General features: G+C 71.9%; 18 protein-coding genes and 1 tRNA gene. 15 read left to right on the plus strand and 4 right to left on the minus strand.

The window, feature by feature from the left end:
• A complete protein-coding gene (locus MJ604_RS22725) occupies positions 1-1,704 on the minus strand; it encodes a phospholipase D-like domain-containing protein (protein WP_243061004.1) in 1,704 nt (567 codons plus the stop codon).
• A 77-nt stretch (positions 1,705-1,781) separates the two neighbouring features.
• On the opposite strand from MJ604_RS22725, the gene MJ604_RS22730 reads away from it, so the two are divergent.
• Genes MJ604_RS22730 through MJ604_RS22745 form a run of 4 tightly spaced genes read left to right on the plus strand, consistent with a single transcriptional unit; the run spans position 1,782 to position 5,008 of the window.
• Positions 1,782-2,507, plus strand: a complete 726-nt coding sequence (locus tag MJ604_RS22730; protein ID WP_243061005.1) for a phosphatase PAP2 family protein — start codon at positions 1,782-1,784, stop codon at positions 2,505-2,507.
• Complete coding sequence (locus MJ604_RS22735; protein ID WP_243061006.1) at positions 2,482-3,219, plus strand: phosphatase PAP2 family protein; 738 nt, start codon at positions 2,482-2,484, stop codon at positions 3,217-3,219. Before MJ604_RS22730 ends, MJ604_RS22735 begins: the two co-directional genes overlap by 26 nt.
• A 39-nt stretch (positions 3,220-3,258) precedes the next feature.
• A complete protein-coding gene (locus tag MJ604_RS22740; RefSeq protein WP_243061007.1) occupies positions 3,259-4,071 on the plus strand; it encodes a DUF1206 domain-containing protein in 813 nt (270 codons plus the stop codon).
• On the plus strand, positions 4,058-5,008 hold the full coding sequence (locus MJ604_RS22745) for a diacylglycerol kinase family protein (protein ID WP_243061008.1): 951 nt from the start codon (positions 4,058-4,060) through the stop codon (positions 5,006-5,008). Before MJ604_RS22740 ends, MJ604_RS22745 begins: the two co-directional genes overlap by 14 nt.
• Here MJ604_RS22745 and MJ604_RS24380 read toward each other — a convergent pair.
• Positions 4,983-5,843 (minus strand): phosphatidylinositol-specific phospholipase C/glycerophosphodiester phosphodiesterase family protein, encoded by an 861-nt coding sequence (locus tag MJ604_RS24380; RefSeq protein WP_243061009.1) that lies wholly within the window; start codon positions 5,841-5,843, stop codon positions 4,983-4,985. The genes MJ604_RS22745 and MJ604_RS24380 overlap by 26 nt on opposite strands.
• Positions 5,844-5,976: 133 nt before the next feature.
• Here MJ604_RS24380 and MJ604_RS22755 point away from each other — a divergent pair, with 133 nt between their 5' ends.
• From MJ604_RS22755 to MJ604_RS22800, 10 genes are all read left to right on the plus strand, one after another.
• Entirely contained in the window at positions 5,977-7,365 is a 1,389-nt protein-coding gene (locus MJ604_RS22755) for a serine hydrolase (protein WP_243061010.1), read from the plus strand.
• Between the two features lie 76 nt (positions 7,366-7,441).
• Positions 7,442-9,010: an ABC transporter substrate-binding protein gene (locus MJ604_RS22760; RefSeq protein ID WP_243061011.1), complete on the plus strand. Its 1,569-nt coding sequence runs from the start codon at positions 7,442-7,444 to the stop codon at positions 9,008-9,010.
• A gap of 28 nt (positions 9,011-9,038) precedes the next feature.
• The gene (locus tag MJ604_RS22765) at positions 9,039-10,034 is read left to right on the plus strand and encodes an ABC transporter permease (protein ID WP_243061012.1); all 996 of its coding nucleotides are present in this window, start codon (positions 9,039-9,041) and stop codon (positions 10,032-10,034) included.
• A gap of 3 nt (positions 10,035-10,037) precedes the next feature.
• Positions 10,038-11,954 carry a dipeptide/oligopeptide/nickel ABC transporter permease/ATP-binding protein gene (locus MJ604_RS22770; RefSeq protein ID WP_243061013.1) on the plus strand — a complete coding sequence of 639 codons (1,917 nt, stop codon included), beginning with the start codon at positions 10,038-10,040 and terminating at the stop codon, positions 11,952-11,954.
• Positions 11,951-12,697 carry an ABC transporter ATP-binding protein gene (locus tag MJ604_RS22775; RefSeq protein WP_243061014.1) on the plus strand — a complete coding sequence of 249 codons (747 nt, stop codon included), beginning with the start codon at positions 11,951-11,953 and terminating at the stop codon, positions 12,695-12,697. Before MJ604_RS22770 ends, MJ604_RS22775 begins: the two co-directional genes overlap by 4 nt.
• The gene (locus MJ604_RS22780) at positions 12,697-14,082 is read left to right on the plus strand and encodes a serine hydrolase (protein WP_243061015.1); all 1,386 of its coding nucleotides are present in this window, start codon (positions 12,697-12,699) and stop codon (positions 14,080-14,082) included. Before MJ604_RS22775 ends, MJ604_RS22780 begins: the two co-directional genes overlap by 1 nt.
• The gene (locus MJ604_RS22785) at positions 14,082-15,224 is read left to right on the plus strand and encodes a M20/M25/M40 family metallo-hydrolase (RefSeq protein WP_243061016.1); all 1,143 of its coding nucleotides are present in this window, start codon (positions 14,082-14,084) and stop codon (positions 15,222-15,224) included. The genes MJ604_RS22780 and MJ604_RS22785 overlap by 1 nt, the downstream gene beginning before the upstream one ends.
• A 23-nt stretch (positions 15,225-15,247) precedes the next feature.
• Complete coding sequence (locus MJ604_RS22790; protein ID WP_374458369.1) at positions 15,248-16,153, plus strand: GNAT family N-acetyltransferase; 906 nt, start codon at positions 15,248-15,250, stop codon at positions 16,151-16,153.
• Positions 16,150-17,259, plus strand: a complete 1,110-nt coding sequence (gene menC / locus MJ604_RS22795) for an o-succinylbenzoate synthase (RefSeq protein ID WP_243061018.1) — start codon at positions 16,150-16,152, stop codon at positions 17,257-17,259. The genes MJ604_RS22790 and menC overlap by 4 nt, the downstream gene beginning before the upstream one ends.
• Positions 17,260-17,331: 72 nt before the next feature.
• Entirely contained in the window at positions 17,332-18,993 is a 1,662-nt protein-coding gene (locus MJ604_RS22800) for a CdaR family transcriptional regulator (protein WP_243061019.1), read from the plus strand.
• Here the strand turns inward: MJ604_RS22800 and MJ604_RS22805 are convergent, their stop codons facing one another.
• Positions 18,994-20,583 (minus strand): hypothetical protein, encoded by a 1,590-nt coding sequence (locus MJ604_RS22805; RefSeq protein ID WP_243061020.1) that lies wholly within the window; start codon positions 20,581-20,583, stop codon positions 18,994-18,996. It abuts the gene before it with no gap.
• Between the two features lie 124 nt (positions 20,584-20,707).
• Between MJ604_RS22805 and MJ604_RS22810 the strand changes: the two genes are divergently transcribed.
• A tRNA-Ile gene (locus MJ604_RS22810) sits at positions 20,708-20,781 on the plus strand.
• 5 nt (positions 20,782-20,786) lie between these two features.
• Here the strand turns inward: MJ604_RS22810 and MJ604_RS22815 are convergent.
• On the minus strand, positions 20,787-20,996 hold the full coding sequence (locus tag MJ604_RS22815) for a hypothetical protein (protein WP_243061021.1): 210 nt from the start codon (positions 20,994-20,996) through the stop codon (positions 20,787-20,789).
• Positions 20,997-21,031: the final 35 nt, after the last annotated feature.

Below are 21,031 nucleotides of genomic sequence, written 5' to 3' on the forward strand. Positions count from 1 at the left end.
TCAACTCCCTCCGCCGGGGCGCGGGCGCCCGTCCGGGTCGAAGAGCAGCTCGTACAGCCGCGGCGCCCACACCAGCTGGGCCGCGGTGAGCTCGGGCGTGGAGAGCCGGCGCAACCGGCCGGGCGGTCGCTGGTGGTCGTGGTACCCGGCTGCGTACGCCGCTGCCCGCTCCTGCACTCGCCGCCGGCGCAACGCGTGACCCGGGATCCTCCCGCTCAGCGACTGCGGCACCGGCACCGGCCGCCGCGGCAGCCGGCGGCCGCGCCCGGCGGCGGCGTACCACTCGTCGAGGGCGTCGGCGCTCGCCACCATCGCGTCGAACAGCTCGTGCGGGTCCTCCGGCACGTCGTCGGGATGGCAGTCGAGGTGCTCGGCGGCCAGCGTGCGCAGCAGCACCCGGGGGAACGAGTCGACCGGTGCAGGCGCGCCCGCCTCGCCGCGGTCGTCCACGACCGTGCAGGCGATCTCGCTGTCGCTCGTCCAGGAGCGGCGGTTGAGGTTGTCGGAGCCGACGCTGGCCCAGCGGTGGTCGATGATGCACGTCTTCGAGTGCACGTAGACCGGAAGGCCGCTGTCGTTGGTCAGCCCGAACACGGCCACCCGGTCGCCGCCGGCCTCGATGATCTTCCTCATCGCCAGCGAGCGTCCGTAGAGCTGCGGGATCTCGGCGGCCGCACCCTCGCGGTCCGGCACGATCGGCAGGACCACGACCAGCCGGAGGTCGGGGTTGGCGCGGAGAGCGTCGGCGAAGTGGTCGCCGACCTCCTCCGACCAGAGGTACTGGTCCTCGACGTACACGAGGCGCTCCGCGTGGGCGATCGCCTTCGTGTTCCCGAGCATGACCGAGCGCTCGCCGTCCGGCGCGAAGTCGAACGACTTCGGGTAGATCACCGGGAACGTCCGCAGGATCTGCACGATCTCGTGCCCACCTGGGCGCGGTGGCGGGGGAGGAGCCTGCTCGCCGAGCGGCTCGGGCGACAGGTCCTCGCGGTGGAACAGGCTGGACGCGATCCGGCCCGGGTTGAGGGTCAGCGGGGTGCTGTCCTCCCAGCGCTCGCGGAACGTCGTCTCGACGTCGTGGACCGCCGGCCCCTGGATCGCGACCTGGACGTCGTGCCAGGCGGGCGTGGGGCCGTAGGCCCGTGCCAGGTCGACGGTCTGCCGGTCGCCCTGGTGCTTCGCGTCGTCGCGCCGGCCGTTGCAGAGGTCGATGCCGCCGACGTACGCCACGTCGCGCGTGGGGTCGTCGGCGTGCCGGATCACCACGAACTTCTGGTGGTGCGCGCCGCGGGTGCGGACCCGCATGTCACGCAGGCACTGGCCGCCGGCCTCGCCGATCTCCTCGCCCAGCTGGCGGTGCCGGTGCGCGCTGAACCCGAGCCGGTGCCAGTGCGAGCGCCACAGCAGACCGCGTACCTCGACCCCGCGGCGTACGGCGTCCACGAGCGTGCTGTTCAGCGTCGCGCGCGGGTCGTCGGTCAGCTGCTGGTCCGGGTCGCCCTGCCAGTCGGCGAAGTAGAACCGGTCGCCGGGCCCGAGCTCGCAGATCCGCTCGTACAGCTCGGCGAAGTAGTCGCGCCCGTGCACGAGGGCCCGGACCGTGTTGCCGGTGCTCCATGCCGTTCCGTCACCGCGCACCGCATCGATGGCGGTGTGCGGGTTCTCCCTCTCCTCGCTCACGAGGAGCCACTCCCTCACATCCACGTCGCTCATCCTGCTCCGCCAGAGATGGTGCAAACATCAACGTTTGCGCGGGTCCTTCGTTGTGCAGGATGCGAGGCATGGGAGGCATGGAGGGGCACCCGACGCGACTGCGACGCCTGACGCGCGCCGTCGTGTACGCCGTGGTGGTGGCCGTCCCGATCGCCCTGCTGGCGCTCCTGATCCGGACGAAGTTCGGCCCGTTGGCCGACCTCGACCAGGCCGTGAGCGAGCGCGCCACGGACTTCACCCGTGAGCACGACGGGTTCCACACCGCCGCGCACACGTGGGAGATGATCAGCCAGCCCTGGGTGATGTACGCCGTGCTCGGGGTGCCGCTCTGCCTGCTGGCGTGGTTCCACTGGCGGCTGCGCACCCGGGCGTGGTGGGCGCTGGCCACCATGGCCACGGGCTGGATCCTCGCGGCCGCGCTCAAGATGCTCGTGCAGCGGGCCCGGCCGGCGATCGACGACCCGTTCGCCGTGCACCACGGCTACTCGTTCCCCTCGGGGCACGCCACGAACAACGCGATCGTGGTGACCGTCCTCCTCCTGCTGCTGCGCCCGGTCCTGGGCGTGACCATGCGGCGCCTGCTGCTCGCGCTCGGCGCGGCCTGGGTGCTGATCACCTGCGCGGACCGGCTGTTCATGGGCGCGCACTTCCTCTCCGACGTGACTGCGGGCGTGCTGCTCGGGGTCGGCCTCTGCATCGCGTCGTACGCCGGCTACGTGGGCTGGAGCCCGCCGGACCCGACCGACACGACCTCGAAGGAGTCAGCCGATGACGATGCTCACCAGGTGGCATGACGACCAGTCGCGCCCCGAGCTGAAGGAGGCGGGCCGCGACCTGGCGGTCCGGGTGGCGCTCCCGCTCGTCGGGTGGTGGCTGATCGTCGTCGCGATCGGCTGGACGCTGGCCGACGGCCCGCTCAAGGAGTACGGGATCCGCGAGGAGAGGCTGAACCGCTGGCTGGAGTCGTCGCGGACCTCGCTCTTCGACAACATCACGCTGGTCTTCTCCTGGGCAGGCGCCACGGTCAGCATCATCGGCCTCTGCCTCGTGGTGGTGGCCGTCGTCTGGTGGCGCACGAAGCAGTGGTGGTACGCCGTCGTACCGCTGATCGCGATCTCGGCGCAGGCGTTGGTCTTCTTCTTCACCACGCTGCTCATCGACCGCGAGCGGCCGGACGTCGAGAAGCTCGACGACTCGCCGCCGACGTCCAGCTTCCCGAGCGGGCACACCGGCGCCGCGACTGGGCTCTACTTCACGCTCGGCCTGATGGCGCTGCGGATCCAGCACCGGGGTCTGCGGGCCGTCGTGGTCACCGTGTGCATCCTGATGCCCTTCGCCGTGGCCTCGGCCCGGCTCTACCGCGGCATGCATCACCTCAGCGACGTGATCGTCGCGATCGTCAACGGCCTGGTCGCCTGCCTGCTCGCCTGGAACTGGTTGCGCCGCGATCCCGCGGCCGACGGCCGCCGGGAGGACGAGCACGCAGGTATGGCAACGCGGCACTGAGGGTAAGTGGCTTCTAGGGACGGGAAACTGAGGGAGACCATGACGCACCAGGACATGTCGGCCCATGCGGGCCGAGCGACCACCGCTGCCAAGGGGGCAGCCGGCAAGGCCGGCGGCCACCCGGTCGTGGAGTGGGGTGCGCGACTGGGCTACGCCGCCAGCGGCGTGCTGCACCTCGTGCTCGCCTGGCTGATCGTGCAGATCGCGATCGGCGCGGGTGCCAACGCCAGCCAGTCGGGTGCCGTCGGCACCCTGGCCCGACAGCCGTTCGGGCAGGTCCTGCTGTGGGTGCTCGTCGTCGGCTTCGCGCTGCTCGCGCTGTGGCAGGTGAGCGAGCTCTTCACCGCTCGTGAGGCCTTCGACAAGGCCAAGGCGGGTGGCAAGGCGGTGTTGTACGCCGCGCTCGCCTGGACCGCCGGGATCTTCGCGGTCGGTGGGCACACCTCCAGCAACAAGCAGACCAAGGACTTCACCCGGACGCTCATGGACGCGCCTGCGGGCCGGTTCCTCGTCGGCCTGGTCGGGGTCGCGATCATCGGGATCGCGCTCTACCACGTCTACAAGGGCTGGAAGAAGAAGTTCCTCGAGGACCTCCAGGAGCACCCGGGCCACTGGGCCGAGGTCGCCGGCCGGATTGGCTACATCGGCAAGGGCGTCGCGCTGGTCGCGGTTGGCTTCCTCTTCATCGCCGCTGCCGTGCAGCAGCAGGCCGGCGAGGTCACCGGCCTCGACGGCGCCCTGAAGTCGCTGCGCGACCTGCCCGCGGGCTCGGTCCTGCTGATCGGCATCGCACTCGGCTTCGCGGCGTACGGCTTCTACTCCTTCGCACGGGCCCGGTATGCCAAGGTCTGACGTGGTCGTCGTCGTCAACCCGACGAAGGTCGACATCGACGACGTCCGCGAGACCCTGAACGAGGTCGCGAGGTCCGCGGGCCTCCCGGAGCCGACGTTCGTGGAGACCACCGAGGACGACCCGGGCTTCGGCCAGACCCGCGACGCCGTCGCGAACGGCGCCACGCTGGTCTGTGCACTCGGGGGAGACGGCACGGTCCGGGCGGTGGCCCAGGAGCTGGTCGGCACCGGCGTCCCCATCGGGCTGCTGCCCGGCGGCACCGGCAACCTGCTCGCCCGCAACATCGGCGGTCACGTCGACCCGATGGAGGACGCTGCGCGGGTGGCCTTCACCGGCAGCGACCGCACCATCGACGTCGGCTGGCTGGTCCTCGACCCGACGCCCGAGCAGAGGGAGGGTCTGCCCGCGCCCGCCGAGAACGTCCACTGCTTCACGGTCATGGCGGGCGTCGGCTTCGACGCCCAGATGATGGCCGACGCCCCGGAGGGCGTGAAGGGCAAGGTCGGGTGGGCGGCGTACGTCGCCAGTGGGGGCAGGCACCTCACCGATCCGCCGTTCTCCCTCGACCTCGCCGTCGACGGCGAGCCCACCGCGACCAAGAAGGCGCGCACGGTCGTCGTGGGCAACTGCGGCGAGCTCACGGGCGGGATGGTGCTGCTGCCGGACGCGCTGCTCGACGACGGCGTCCTGGACGTCGCCACGGTCAGCCCGGAGAGCCTGACCCAGTGGGTCGGCGTCGCGGCGCGGGTCCTCTCCAACCGCGACGACGGGCCGGCGCTCGAGCGCACCGCCGGGTGCGACGTGTCGCTGAGCGTCGATCCGCCTCAGCTGTGCGAGGTGGACGGCGACGTGCTCACCGAGGCGTCGTCACTGCGCTTCGTCCTGCAGCCGAACGCGCTGGTGGTCCGGGTCAACGCCGACGGAGAAACTGCTTGAGGCCGTACAGGTCGTCGGTGTTGAGGTAGTCAACGCCGGTCTCCACCAGCTCGGTCCACACCGCCCGCCGGCCCGGCGACTGGATGTCGGGCGTGTCCCAGAACCGCACCCGGTACCCACCCGCGTGCGCGCGCTCGACGATGTCGAGCAGCTCGGCGCGCTCGTCCTCGGGCATCGGACCGACGCCTCGCCAGGCGAACCGCGGCCACCAGCTCTCGCTGACCAGGGGCATCAGCGTCGCGGGCGTGCCGGCGTCGATCTCGTCGATGCCGCCGTCGTACCCGGCATAGCGGACGCGCTGCGACGCCATCAGGTCGCGGTCCCGGCCTCCGCTGATCACCGCCCGCACCGCCCGGCGGCGCACGTCGTCGCCCACGAACGCCGTGATGATCCGGCGGTGGGCGCGCAGCTCCGCGTGGATGGCGCGGTACGTCGCCGTCGCCTCGCTCTTCACGTCGATCAGCAGCTGGAACCGGCCGCGCCAGTGCGGGTAGACCGAGCCCTTGTTCGCCCGCACCCGCTTGGTGAGCGGGTCGAGGTAGAGCGAGGACAGCGTGCGCTTCGGGTCCACGTCGGCGAGGTCGTGGGCGACCAGCAGCTTGCCGTCCACCAGCCAGACGTCGGCCTCCACGCTCGTGAACCCGTTCGCCAGGGCGTCCAGGAGCGGTCGCGCGTGCTCGTAGTCGTTGTGGGCGTGCGCCTGCGCGAGCGGCGCGACCGCGGGCGCGGGCGCGAGGGCGGTCGCCGGGGCGATGCCGGGGCCGAGGGGGACGCCGAGAAGAACGCCGAGAAGAGCGGAGGTCGTGAGGGCCGCGAGGCGGAGAGGGAGGCGCACGCGCGGAGCATAGGCGTCAGGCGCAGTCCGTTACCCCGTCGTGATCTCGGACTGTCCGTCCGAACGGACGGAGCGGGTCCGTGTTGTTCCGGACGACGAACTGCGTCGAGGCCGCCGTTCCTACCGTGTGGGCATGAGCACACTGCGCGCGGTCGAGGCCTGGATCAACGAGCAGCTGCCCGCCCTGGTCGAGAAGTACCAGGTGCCGGGCGTGGCGTGGGCCGTCCTCGCCGACGGTGAGGTCGTCGACGGGGCGGCGGGCGTGCTCCACCGGGGCACCGGCGTGGAGGCCACGGCCGACTCGCTGTTCCAGATCGGCTCGATCACCAAGCTCTGGACCGCGACGCTGGTCATGCAGCTGGTCGACGAGGGCAAGCTCGACCTCGACGCCACCGTGCAGACCTACCTGCCCGAGTTCGAGATCGGCGACAAGGACGCGGCGGCCCGCATCACGGCGCGCCACCTGCTCACCCACACCTCCGGCTTCGAGGGCGACATCTTCACCGACACCGGCGTCGGCGACGACTGCGTGGAGAAGTACCTCGGCGTCCTCCACGACGTCCCGCAGCTGTTCCCGGTGGGGGAGCAGTTCTCGTACAACAACGCCGGCTTCTGCGTGCTCGGCCGCCTCGTCGAGGTGCTGCGCGGGAAGACGTACGACGCCTGCCTGCGTGAGCACCTGTTCACCCCGCTCGGGCTGACCCACGCGGCGACCAACCCGTACGAGGCGATCATGTTCCGCGCCGCGATGGGCCACGTCGAGCTCGAGCCGGGCACCGGCTACCAGCCCGCCCCGATCTGGGCGTTCGCCCGGTCCAACGCGCCGGCAGGCTCGATGCTCGCGATGCGCCCGCGCGACCTGATCGCCTTCGCCCAGATGCACATGCACGACGGGAAGGCCGCCGACGGCACCCAGGTGCTGGCCCCCGGCACCCCGGCCCGGATGCACGCCAAGGCCGTCGAGCTGCCCGACCTCGGCCTGATGGGCACGTCCTGGGGCCTCGGCTTCGAGCGCTTCGACACCGCCGACGGCGAGATCATCGGCCACGACGGCAGCACGATCGGCCAGAACGCGTTCCTGCGCATCGTCCCCGAGGCCGGTGTGGCGGTCGCGCTGCTCACCAACGGCGGCGACGTCCTCTCGCTCTACCAGGACCTCTACGACCACGTGTTCAGCGCGCTCACCGAGACCAGCCTGCCGGCCCTGCCGCAGCCGCCGGCCGACCCGCAGAAGATCGACGCGAGCCGGTACGTCGGCACCTACTCGGCCGAGGTCTTCGATCTCAACGTCAGCCAGGACGACGACGGCCGGATCTGGATCGAGACCGTGCCGAAGGGCCTCTTCGAGGAGCTCGGCGAGCAGCCCGAGCGCAAGGAGCTCGTCTTCTACCAGGACGACAGCCTGATCCCGGCCGAGGCCGAGCGAGGCATGCACATGCCGCACGCGTTCCTCGGCGACGACGGCGAGGGCCGTGCGCTCTACCTCCACATCGGCCGCGCGATCCGTCGCGCCGGCGCCTGAGCTTCCCCCGAGAGACAAACCCTGCAGCACCGCTCCACCCACCGCCACAGCACAACGCGACGAGACAGGAACCGCCATGAAGTTGACCGTCCTCGGTCGATCCGCAGCAGTCCTCTGCGTGACCGCCGCCTTCCTCGCCGCCTGCGGCGGCGGGGACAGCGACTCCGATTCGAACACCGACAAGAGCGACCCGAGCAAGTACGTCGACGGTGGGACGTTCACGATGTCGCTGCCCGGCGACCCGGGCAAGCTCGACCCGCAGTCCTCGGCCAGCACCCAGCTGTTCGCCGTCAACCAGCTCGCCTACGACACCCTGTTCTCGGTCGACGGCGAGACCGGTGAGGTCCAGCCGCAGCTCGCCAAGGAGTGGGCCGTCGACGGCACCACGGTGACGGTGACCCTGAACGACGGCGTCACCTGCTCCGACGACAGCGCCCTCACGGCGACGACCGTCGCGGACAACCTCGCCTACGTGGGCGACCCCAAGAACAAGAGCCCGTACCTCGGCACGTTCGTCCCGGCCGGGGCGACCGCCAAGGCCGACGACGCCGCCGGCACGGTGACCATCACGCTGGCCGCGCCTGCGCCGTTCGTGCTGAACGGCCTCGCCAGCCTGCCGATCGTCTGCGATGCCGGCATGAAGGACCGCGCGGCGCTGGCCGACTCCACCGTCGGCAGCGGCCCGTACGAGCTCACCGAGGCCGCGCCGGGCGACCACTACACGTACCAGATCCGCGACGGCTACACCTGGGGTCCGGCGGGTGCCACCACGGCGGAGGAGGGCATGCCCGACACCATCGTGATGAAGATCGTCGAGAACGAGGGCACCGCCGCGAACCTGCTGCTCTCGGGCGACGTCAACGCCGTCACGGTCCAGGGCCCGGACGCCAAGCGTCTCGACGCCCAGGGCCTGTTCCACACGGAGACCGAGGCGATGGTCGGGGAGCAGTGGTACAACCACAACGAGGGCCACGAGACCGCCGACGCCGAGGTGCGGATGGCGCTGACCCAGGCGATCGACTGGAACGAGCTCGCCTCGGTGGCGACCGCCGGCGAGGGTCACCTGGCCACGTCCTTCGCGTCGCTGGAGCCGGCCGCGTGCCCTGGTGACTCGATCTCCGGCTCGCTCCCGGCGCAGGACGTCGACGCGGCCAAGGCCGTGCTGGACGGCAAGGAGCTCACGTTCCTGTACTCGAGCGCCGCTGGCGCGGCCGTGTCCGCGGCCGCCGAGCTCGCCGTCCAGGAGTGGGAGGCCGCGGGTGCGACCGTGACCGCCAAGGGCGTCGACGAGACCGCGCTGCAGGGCGCGATCTTCGGCACCGGTGACTGGGACATCGCGTGGGTCCCGCTCAACGTCAACAGCCCCGACCAGCTGGTCCCGTTCCTGTCCGGTCCCGGCATGGCCGACGGCGGCACGAACTTCTCGGGCATCGACAACGCCGACTACGCCTCGGGTGTCGAGGCCGCGAGCGCCATGAACGGCACCGAGGGCTGCGACACCTGGCTCGACGCGGAGTCGGAGCTGGTTGCGGCCGCCGACATCGTGCCCTTCGCCAACAACGTCGTGAAGACGTTCGGCAACGGCGCGGAGTTCGACTACCCCGGAACGTTCATGCCCACCAGCATCCGCATGCTGGCTGAGTGAAGACCCTGAACTGAGCTGGGAGTAACGCATGTCCTTGGCGAGCTCGGTCGCCCCGGCCCCGCGGGTGAGAGTGACCTCCCACCCGTGGGTCCGGTTCGGGGTACGACGCCTCGGCCGCCTGCTGGTGTCCCTGTGGGTGCTGATCACGGCGTCGTTCCTCATGATCCACCTGATCCCGGGTGACCCGGTGCGGGCGGCCCTCGGGCCGACCGCGCCGGCCACCCTGGTCGCGGCGAAGCGCGAGGAGATGGGTCTCGACGACCCGATCCTGGTGCAGTACTGGCACTACCTGCAGAACCTCTTCACCGGTGACCTCGGCACCTCGATGATCTCCCAGCTGCCCGTGTCGGACATCGTCGCGCAGCGGCTGCCGGCGACGCTCTCGCTCGCGCTGCTCGCCTTCATCTGCGCGGTCGTGGTCGCGGTCCCGCTGGGCGTCACCATGGGCGTGCTCACCCGGCGCGGCCACGGCCGGCGCACCGAGCTCGGGTTCACGACGACGAGCGTGATCATCGGGATCATCCCCGACTTCCTCATCGCGGTCGGCCTGGTCTACGTCTTCGGGGTCAGCCTCGGTTGGCTCCCGGTCGCGGGCAACGACACCCCGTCGTCGTACATCCTGCCCGTGTTCGCGCTGATGATCGGCCCCGCCGCGATCCTGTCCCGGATCATCCGGGTCGAGATGGTCGCGGTGCTGGAGGCCGACTTCATCCGCACCGCCCGCGCCAAGCGGATCCCGGCGCGCTCCCTCTACCTCGGACACGCCCTGCCGAACGCGCTCACCGCGTCGCTCACGCTGGGTGGCCTGATCCTCGGCTCGATGGTCGCGGCCACGGTGCTCGTCGAGAACGTCTTCGCCTGGCCCGGCCTGGGCAGCACGATCGTCTCGTCGATCCTCAACAAGGACTACCAGGTCGTGCAGGCCATCGTGATCGTGTACGGCGCCACCGTGCTGATCGTGAACACCCTCGTCGACGTGGCGCTCGCGCTGCTCGACCCCCGCTCGATGATCCGGGAGGACTGAGCCTTGCGTCAGTTGAAGAGCGTGCTGCGCACGCCGCTCGGGCTCACCGCGACCCTGCTCACGATCGGCGTCCTGGTCCTGGCCGTGATCGCGCCGATCCTGTGGACCGACGATGCCGACGCCATCGACACCAGCAACATCCTGGCGCCGCCGTCCGCCGAGCACTGGGCGGGCACCGACAACCTCGGCCGCGACATCTTCTACCGGACCCTGGTCGCCACCAGGCTCTCCGTCGAGCTGGCGCTGGCCGCGACCGCGATCGCGGTCGTCGTCGGGCTGCTCCTCGGGACCGCGGCGTTCCTGCTCGGCCGGCGCGGTGGTCGGCTGGTGAACGCCGGCATCAACATCGCAGTCGCTTTCCCGGGCATCCTGCTCGCACTCTTCTTCGCGGTGATCTTCGGCGTGGGGGCGACGGGCGCGGTGCTGGCGATCGGCATGGCGGGGGCGCCGGCGTTCGGCCGCCTCACCCAGACGCTGGTCGCCGGCATCGCCGCTCGTGACTTCGTGGCCGCCGCCCAGGTGGCCGGCGTCGGCCGGCTCCGCATCCTGCTGCGACACGTGCTCCCGAACATCGGGGAGCCGCTCGCCGTCAATGCCACCATCAGCGCCGGCGGTGCCCTGCTGGCGTTCGCCGGCCTGTCGTTCCTCGGCCTCGGCGTCCAGCAGCCCACGTACGACTGGGGCCGGCTGCTCTTCGACGGCATCTCGTCGATCTACGTGAACCCCTGGGCCGCGCTCGTGCCGGGCTTCGCGGTGATCATCGCCGGGCTCGCGTTCAACCTGTTCGGTGAGTCCGTCGCCAAGGCTCTCGGCGTCGGCGTGGTCGGCGGCATCCCCAAGCTGCCCTCGGTCGCCGCGCACCTCGACGACGTCGAGCCGGTCGAGGACACCCGCCACTCCACGGACGACGTGGTCCTCGACGTGCGCAACCTGCGCGTCACGTTCCCCGGCGTCCGCGGCCCGATCCGGCCGGTGCGCGGCATCTCCTTCGCCGTACGCCGGGGTGAGGCGATCGGCGTCGTGGGGGAGTCGGGGTCCGGCAAGTCCCTGACCGCGCTGGCGATCTCGCGGCTGGTCGACGACTCGGGCCGCGTCGAGGCGGACCGGCTCGAGCTGCTCGGCGACGACCTGCGCGCCGCGGACTCCAAGGCGCAGCGGCAGATGCTCGGCACCTCGTTGGCGATGGTGTTCCAGGATCCGATGACGTCGTTCAACCCGACCCAGCGGATGGGCCGCCAGCTGGCCGAGTCCTCCCGGCACCACCAGGGCCTGAGCAAGAAGGACGCACTCGAGCGCGCTGTCGACCGGCTGCGCTCGGTGCGGATCACCGAGCCGGAGAAGCGCGCGCACCAGTACCCGCACGAGTTCTCGGGTGGCATGCGCCAGCGCGCGATGATCGGCATGGGCCTGATGGGCACCCCGGCGCTGATCGTCGCCGACGAGCCGACCACCGCACTCGACGTCACCGTGCAGCAGCAGGTGCTCGACCTGCTCGCGTCGATCCGCGAGGCCGATGACGTCGCGCTGATCCTGATCAGCCACGACGTCACCGTCGTCGGCGAGGTCTGCGACCGCGTGCTGGTGATGTACGCCGGCCGCATCGTCGAGGACCTGCGGGCCGCGGACCTCGCCGCCGCGCAGCACCCCTACACCCGCGCGCTGATGGCCGCCGTACCGGACATGCACACCGACCTGGACCAGCCGCTCGCGGTGATCCCGGGCCGGCCGGTCGACCCGTCCGACGTGCCCGAGGGCTGCGCGTACGCCGCCCGTTGCCCGCTGGCCTCGGCGCGCTGCCGCACCGAGGACCCGGCGCTGGTCGCCGACGCCGCCGGCCACCGGGTCGCCTGCTGGCACGCGGGGGAGCCGCTCCCGCTGGAGATCGAGGATCGCGAGCTCGAGGAGGCCGAGGCGTCATGAGCGAGCTCCGCTTCGACAACGTCACCGTCCGCTACGGCAGCACCACCGCCGTGGACGACGTCAGCCTGACCGTCCCGTCCGGCCAGGTGCTGGGCCTGGTGGGGGAGTCCGGCTCCGGCAAGTCCACGCTGGCGCGCGCTGCGGTCGGGCTCGCCCCGGTCGACTCCGGCACGATCCTGCTCGACGGGAAGCCGGTCCCGACCCGCGGCCGGCGCCGTCCGCTCCAGATGGTGTTCCAGGACCCGTACTCCTCGCTCGACCCGCGGATGAGCATCGGCGAGAGCGTCGCGGAGGCGATCCCGCCGGGCCTGTCCCGCGCCGAGCGGCGCACCGAGGTCGAGCGGCTGCTCGAGCTCGTGCACCTCGACCCCGACCGGCTCGCGATGCGGCCGGCCGCCCTGTCCGGCGGCCAGCGCCAGCGCGTCGCGCTCGCCCGAGCCCTCGCCGGCAAGCCGGAGGTGATCGTCGCCGACGAGATCACCTCGGCCCTCGACGTCTCCATCCAGGGAGCCGTCCTCAACCTGGTGCGCGAGCTCCAGCGCGAGCTCGGCCTCACGATCCTCTTCATCTCGCACAACCTCGCCGTCGTCCGCTACGTGGCATCCCACGTCGCGGTCATGCACCACGGCCGGATCGTCGAGCAGGGCCCCACCGGGCACGTGCTCTCCGATCCCGACCACGACTACACCCGCACACTGCTCGCCGCCGTACCCGGGCAGAGCCAATCCAAGGGGAGCCTCTGATGACCACGTCCAACCTCGACCTCGCCCACTGGCAGGAGCGCCTCGACGAGCTCGCCGAGAAGCACAAGGTGCCCGGCGCGCAGCTCGGCATCCTCGCCGGCGACGAGATCGTCGAGGTCGCGACCGGCACGCTGAACAAGCGGACCGGCCAGCCGGCCACGAAGGACTCGGTCTTCCAGATCGGCTCGATCAGCAAGGTCTGGACGGCGACCGTCGTCATGCAGCTCGTCGACCAGGGCAAGGTCGCGCTCGACACCCCGGTCGTCGAGGTGATCCCCGAGCTCCAGCTCTCCGAACCCGACGTGACGAAGCAGCTGACGATCTGGCACCTGCTGACGCACACCAGCGGCATCGACGGCGACGTGTTCACCGACACCGGCCGCGGCGACGACAACCTCGAGAAGTACGCCGCGCTGCTCGCCGATGTCGCCCAGAACCACCCGCTGGGCGCCACCTGGTCCTACTGCAACTCCGGCTGGTCGCTGCTCGGCCGCGTGATCGAGAAGCTCACCGACAAGACGTGGGACCAGGCGATGAAGGACATGCTCTTCACGCCACTCGGACTGGACAGCACCTGCACGCTCGCCGAGGAGGCGATCCTGTTCGGCGCCGCGGTCGGCCACGTCGAGGCGAACGGCGAGCAGGTGCCCACGCCCGTCTGGGACCTGCCGCGCTCGACCGGCCCCGCCGGTCTGATCAAGTCGACGACCCGCGACGTGCTCGGCTTCGCGAAGCTGCACCTGGACGGCGGCCTCGCGCCCGACGGCATCCGGGTGCTGTCGGCGGAGTCCGTCGACGCGATGGCGCAGCACCACGCGGACCTGCCCGACAAGTACATCCTCGGCGACTCCTGGGGCCTCGGCTGGATCCGCTTCGGCTGGAACGGGTCGCGGCTGATCGGCCACGACGGCAACACCCTCGGTCAGGCCGGCTTCCTGCGGATCCTCCCGGAGACTGCCGACAACGGGGCAGTCGCAGTGGCGCTGCTCTGCAACGGCGGCAACACCCGCGACCTCTACCAGGACCTCTACCGCGAGATCTTCTGGGACGTCGCCGGCGTCGAGATGTCGCAGCCGTTCGCCCCGCCGGCCGAGCCGGTCGAGGTCGACGTCGCGCCGTACGTCGGCACCTACGCCCGCTCGTCGGTGCGCATGGAGGTCTTCGTGGGCGACGACGGCCCGACCCTGCGGACCACGGTCCTCGGCCCCCTCGCCGAGATGGTCCCGGACCCGGTCGACGAGTACCCGCTCGTCCCGGTCGGCCCCGCGCTGTTCGCGGTGAAGCCGCCGGAGGCGGAGACCTGGGCGCCGGTCACGTTCTACGAGCTGCCGACCGGCGAGCGCTACGTCCACTTCGGCGTGCGCGCCACCCCGCGGGTGGACTGATGGACCTGTCCCTGCTGCTCGCCGACCTGCGCGAGCTGGTCGAGTGCGAGTCGCCCTCGGCCGACCACGAGGCGGTGGCTCGCTCCGCCGAGGTGGTCGCGCGGGTCGGGAGCGCCCGCCTCGGCGTCGAGCCGGAGCGGATCGTCCTCGACGGCGTCACGCACCTGCTGTGGCGGCTGGGGGACGGGCCTGCCCGCGTCCTGGTGCTCGGCCACCACGACACGGTCTGGCCGATGGGCTCGCTGGCGACGCACCCGTTCTCGGTCGAGGACGGCGTGCTGCGCGGCCCCGGCTGCTTCGACATGAAGGCCGGCCTGGTGATGGCGTTCCACGCGGTCGCCTCGCTCGACGACACCGACGGCGTCACGATCCTGGTGACCGGCGACGAGGAGCTCGGCTCGCCGACCTCGCGTGCGCTGATCGAGGACGAGGCCCGCGGTCTCGACGCCGCGCTGGTGCTCGAGGCGTCCGCTGACGGAGGCCTGCTCAAGACCGAGCGCAAGGGTGTCTCCCTGTACGACGTGCGGTTGGTGGGCCGCGCCGCGCACGCCGGGCTGGAGCCCGAGCGCGGGGTCAACGCGACCGTCGAGCTCGCGCACCAGGTGCTGGACGTCGCGGCGCTGGGCCGCCACGACCTCGGCACCACCGTGACGCCGACCGCGTCCGGCACCGGGACCACCACCAACACCGTGCCCGCGAGCGGCTCGTTCGCGGTCGACGTGCGCGTGCGCACCATCGCCGAGCAGGAGCGCGTGGACGCCGCGATGCAGTCGCTGCGCCCGGCGCTCCCCGGTGCGGAGATCGAGATCCACGGCGGCCCGAACCGGCCGCCGCTCGAGGCCGCGGCCTCGGCCGCGCTGTACGAGCGCATCGGCCGGCTCGCCGTACGTCTCGGCCAGCCGGTGCCCGGCTCCGCGGCCGTCGGTGGCGCGTCGGACGGCAACTTCACCGCCGGCGTCGGCACGCCCACGCTGGACGGCCTCGGCGCGGTTGGCGGCGGCGCGCACGCGGCCACCGAACACGTGCTGGTCGAGGAGCTCCCGGGCCGCACCCTGCTGCTCGCGGCCCTCGTCGCGGACCTGCTCGCCGACCAGTCCTCGGCGACGAACGTGCCTCAACCGACTGGTGCGCAGCGACCATGACGCGCCAGGAGAACCGCACCAGCATGGGTGTCGTGAGCAACCTGACCACCCCCCGCGTCGAGGGCGACCTCGACCGCGCCGTCCAGGCCGCCGACGCCGCCGCGCTCGCGGCCGGGGTGTCGGTGCGCGAGGTCACCGACCTCGCCGAGCTGAACGCCGTCGTCCAGCTGTACGCGACCATCTGGGGCCGCGGCGGCAACCCGCCGGTGAGCATCGAGCTGCTGCGCGCGTTCACCAAGGCCGGCAACTACGTCGGTGGTGCGTACGACGAGGACGGCACCCTGGTCGGTGCGTGCGTCGGCTTCTTCCACGCCCCGTCGGAGGACGCGCTGCACAGCCACATCGCGGGCGTCTCGTCGCGGGGGATGGGCCGGCACGTGGGCTTCGCGCTCAAGCTGCACCAGCGCGCGTGGGCGCTGCTGCGCGGCGTCTCCGAGATCGCCTGGACGTTCGACCCGCTGGTCAGCCGCAACGCCTACTTCAACGTGGTCAAGCTCGGCGCCCGACCGGTGGAGTACCTGCCGAACTTCTACGGCCCGATGCTCGACACCATCAACGGCCAGGACGACTCCGACCGGCTGCTGATCAAGTGGCGGCTGCTCGACCCCGCGGTCGTCGTCGCCTGCGACGGCGGCAGCACCCCGTCGCACGTCGCCGACGAGCTCGCCGCCGGCGGCGCCGTCGCGCTCGGCGTCTCGGCCGACGGCCGGCCGGCCCCCGGGCGGCTCGACGCCGCCACCTCGCTCGTCGCCGTGCCGCCGGACATCGCGGCGCTGCGCCTCTCCGACCCCGCGCTCGCCCAGCAGTGGCGGGTCGCCGTACGCGACGTCCTCACCGAGCTGGTCGCCGACGGCGCCCGGATCAGCGGGTTCGACCGCGACGGTTGGTACGTCGTCCGCCGGACCCCTGTGAGTGGAGTGCCTTCATGAAGTTGACCGGAGTCGAGCTCCGTCGCGTCTCGATGCCGCTGGTGTCGCCGTTCCGGACGTCGTTCGGGACCCAGACCGCCCGCGAGCTGATGCTGCTGCGGATCGTCACCGACGAGGCCGAGGGCTGGGGCGAGTGCGTCGCGATGGCCGACCCGCTCTACTCGTCCGAGTACAACGACGCCGCCGCCGACGTGCTGCGCCGCTTCTTCGTGCCGGCGCTCGCCGCCGCGGGCCCGCTCGACGCGCACCGGGTCGCGCAGGTGCTGCACCCGTTCAAGGGCCACCGGATGGCCAAGTCCGCGCTGGAGATGGGCGTCCTCGACGCCGAGCTGCGCACCCAGGGTCGTTCGTTCGCGCGCGAGCTCGGCGCCGTCCACGAGCGGGTGCCGTGCGGTGTGTCGGTCGGCATCATGGACAGCATCCCGGCGCTGCTCGACGCGGTCGGCGGCTACCTCGACGAGGGCTACGTCCGGATCAAGCTCAAGATCGAGCCCGGCTGGGACGTCGAGCCGGTCCGCGCGGTCCGGGAGGCGTACGGCGACGACGTGCTGCTCCAGGTCGACGCGAACACGGCGTACACGCTCGCCGACGCGCGCCACCTCGCGAAGCTGGACCCGTTCGACCTGCTGCTGATCGAGCAGCCGCTCGAGGAGGAGGACGTGCTCGGCCACGCCGACCTCGCGAAGCTGATCAGGACCCCGGTGTGCCTCGACGAGTCGATCGTCTCGGCCCAGGCCGCGGCGGCCGCGATCCGGCTCGGTGCGACGTCGATCGTGAACATCAAGCCGGGCCGTGTCGGCGGCTACCTCGAGGCCCGCAAGATCCACGACGTGTGCGTCGCGAACGGCGTCCCGGTCTGGTGCGGCGGCATGCTCGAGACCGGCCTCGGCCGGGCCGCGAACGTCGCGCTGGCGGCGCTGCCGGGCTTCACGCTGCCGGGCGACACCTCCGGCTCGGGGCGGTACTACGCGGCCGACATCACCGAGCCGTTCGTCCTCGCCGACGGTCACCTGGAGGTGCCGACCGGCCCCGGCCTCGGTGTGTCCGTGGTGCAGGACCGGCTCGACGAGGTGACCACCTCGGCCGAGTGGCTGCCGCTGTCGTAAGAGACGAACGCGGCGCCTGATCTGGTGGTCGCCGACGAAGTAGGCTGGCACGGTCCCGCCTACCGTCGGAGTGTGCTGACCGCCATGACCCAGGCCCCGAACTCGCGGCCGCGCGCCAGTCTCGGCCGGGTCCTCGACGACCTCGGGGCCACCCTGCTCGACCTGGTGCACGGCGATCCGGAGCGCGCGGAGGACATCGGCGGCGTGGTCATCCACGACCCGGTCGACGCCCCGGTGCTGCCACGCGACGCGTTGGTCCTCGGTGTCGGCGTCGACGAGCCCGAGCGGGTCGTCGAGCTGCTCGTCGAGCTCGGCCAGCAGGACGCCGCCGGTCTGGTGCTGCGCGCTCCGGTCCAGCTGACGCCCGAGGTCCGCTCGGCCGCCGACCACGCCGGCGTGGCGCTGCTCGGCCTCAGCCGCGGCGCGCCCTGGGCGCACCTGGCCGCGATGCTGCGCTCCCTGCTCGCCGAGGGCGACGTCGGCGTCGCCGAGCCCGAGTCGCTGGGCGGGCTCCCGTCCGGTGACCTGTTCGCTGTCGCCAACGCGATCGCCTCCCTGCTGGACGCGCCGATCACCATCGAGGACCGCAGCTCGCGCGTCCTCGCCTTCTCCGGCCGCCAGGACGAGGCCGACCCGTCCCGCGTCGAGACCATCCTGGGCCGCCAGGTGCCCGAGCGGTACTCCCGGATCCTCAACGAGCGTGGGGTGTTCCGCGACCTGCACCGCACCGACCGCCCCATCTTCATCGAGCCGGCAGGCGAGGGGACCGACGCCTTCTCGATGCCGCGCGTGGCCGTCGCGGTGCGCGCCGGCGACGAGGTGCTCGGCTCGATCTGGGCCGCGGTCCCCGGCCCGCTCAGCGAGGAGCGCACCGAGGCGCTCTGCGACGCGGCCAAGCTGGTCGCGCTGCACCTGCTCCGCGTGCGCGCCGGCGCCGACGTACAACGCCGGCTGCGCGCCGACCTGCTGAGCTCCGCGCTCGAGGGTGGCGCCGGCGGACGCGAGGCGCTGGAGCGGCTCGGTCTCGCCGGCCAGCCGCTGCTGGTCCTCGGCGTCGCGGTCTCCGAAGCCGACGACGAGGGCGGCGACGGCGCCGCTTCCGAGCACGAGCGGCAGCGGTTGAGCGACGCGTTCGCCATGCACCTCAGCGCGGTCCACCCGCGCTCCGCGGCCGCCTTGGTCGGTGGCGTCACCTACGGCCTGGTGCCGGTCGCCGGCCCCGCCGAGGACGGCGAGGAGCGCGCGGTCCGGATCGCCCACGACTTCCTCGACCGGGTGGGGGACCGGCACCGGCCGGTGCTCGGCATCGGCCCGGTCGCCCACGACCTCGCCGGGCTCGCGTTCTCCCGGGCCAGCACCGACCGCGCGCTGCGGGTGCTCCGCGGGAGCCGCGGCGAGCGTCGGGTCGCGCGCCTCTCCGACATCCAGGTCGAGGCGCTGATGCTCGAGCTGCGCGACATGGTCGCCGCCCGCGGCGACAAGCCGACCGGCTCGCTGGCGAAGCTGATGGAGTACGACCGCCAGCACAACAGCTTCCTCGTGCAGACGCTGCAGGCGTGGCTGGACGCGTTCGGCGACGTGATCGCGGCGTCCGAGGCGCTCTACGTGCACCCCAACACGTTCCGCTACCGGCTGCGCCGGGTCGCGGAGGTAGGCGAGATCAACCTCGGCGACCCCGAGGCGCGCTTCGTCGCGATGCTGCAGCTGCGGGTGTTGACGCCACCCGCACCGTGATCAGCAGGTCGCGTCGTACGAGCTCTTCTTGAGCGGCGCGCCCTTGGTGATCTGCTTGCCGCGGTCCAGCGACCAGCCGCGCTCCCAGTCGGAGAGGAGCTGGGTGTGGTTCATCTCCTCGTCCCCGTCGCCGACCAGGCTGAGGCGCAGCGTCATCGGGACCTTCGGGATGGCGGCCCGCACGCGGAGGGCGCCCACGACCTTGCCGTCGACGAACCACGTGATGTGCCGCTTGCCGAGCTCGAGCGCCAGCGCCGCGGACCGGGTGCCGATGTCGATCGGGCGGGTGGCCGTCCACTGGAGGCCCTGAGGCGTGCGGACGCCGATGTCGAGCGTCTTGCCGCCGGCGTCGACGTCGGCGACGGTGATGTTGCGGGTCCCGCAGCGGTAGTCGCTCGCCTTCTCCGGAACGAGCTCGAGCACGGCGTGGTAGTCGCCGGCGCCGGCCTCGAAGCGCTTGATGCGGAACGCCGTCTCCCAGCGGCCGTACGTCGCCGGGTTCTCGCGCAGCGTCGCTCGCGTGGTGCCGAAGTCACCGGCGCCCTTGAAGTTGCGGCCGCTGTCGATCGCGAGCTGCCCGTTGAGCTTGGACACCCGGCCCGCTCCGTCGGAGTAGTCGAGCCACCAGCCGTTGCGGTCGGTGCCGCGCGCGGGCTTGCTGGTCAGCGACTCGCCGTACGTCCAGGCGAAGTCCCACAGCGAGACGCCCCACTTGTTGATCTTCGCGGCGGTCTGGCCACCACGCGTGGTCGGCGCCTCGCCGTCGCGGTCGACGGGGCGCGAGGGCGCCGAGTCCGGCGTGAGCCGGCCGCGGTTGGGGTTGAGCGGGTCGACGACGCGGACGGTGAAGGGGAACGACGGGTACCAGCCGACCTTGTCGCCGGTCAGGTTCCAGTCCTCCTGGCGGACCCGGTAGGTGACGTAGCCGGGGTCGGCGACGGTCGGCAGGAACGCGCCGTTGCCCAGCAGGCCGGTCACCGAGGTGGCGACGGTCTGCCAGCTGTTGTCGTCGAGGCGCCGCTGCAGGGTGAGCACGCGGCCCGGGAGCGGCGGCGGCGGCAGGTCGGGGCGGCCGACGAGCGTCGGCGTGGTGTCGACGAGGATCGAGAACGGCACGCCCATCAGGACCTCGTTCGGGTCCAGGCCGGGCAGCTTCGGCGTCGACAGCGTGAGGTCCTGCGACTTCGCGTCGAACGTCCAGTCGGACGTCGAGGCGCCCTTGGCGGCCACCCGCATCGTGATGTCGAACATCGACGGGGCCGGGTAGGTGAACTTGAAGGAGCCGTCCGGCTTCGTCTTGGCCTTGAAGCCCTCGACGACACCCCAGGTGTCACCGATGCGGCCCATGTGCTGCTCGAGGTGGATCGTGCGAACGCCGCTCACGCCGAGGTCGCCCTCGAAGGTGAGCTGCTGGCCCGCGATGAACAGCGAGCCGGGGGTCACCAGCAGCGACCCGATCCCGCGCTCGGCCGGGCGGTCATCCGCCGCGGCGGCGCCGCCGGGAGCCGTCGTCGCCAGCATCGTGGCGACCAGCGTCGCGCACACCGTCATCCCGAGCGCCAGGCGCGCCCGTGTCCCTCGAGTCCCCACCCGTCGGACGGTAGGCGTGGGGGAAGCGGGTCGTCTCGAGAACGGCAGCAGAGGGCTCATCACCCTCTGCATCGGCCGCCGAGGTCTAGACCTGAGTCCCTTCAGTAGGCTCAGCCGCGCACGAGGGGCGGTAGCTCAGTCGGTCAGAGCAGAGGACTCATAATCCTTGGGTCGTGGGTTCGAGCCCCACCCGCCCCACACCACTACTCCGAGGGCTGCGGCACGTTCACCTCGCAGTCGACCTTCGGGTTCGCGCCCAGGTAGTTGAGCGGGCCGGCGAGGATCGTCAGCACGGTGTCACCGGCGGTCTTGCAGTTCACGTCCCGGTCGTCGCCGAAGTAGCCGCGCTGCAGGGCAGCCGCGGCACCGATCACGAGCCAGGCGATGACGATGATCGCGAGGATGCTCTTCATAGGGGTCCTTTACCCCGCACCCTCGCCGGAGGAAC

The sequence above is a fragment of the Nocardioides sp. SR21 genome (assembly GCF_022761125.1).
GTDB lineage: Bacteria > Actinomycetota > Actinomycetes > Propionibacteriales > Nocardioidaceae > Nocardioides.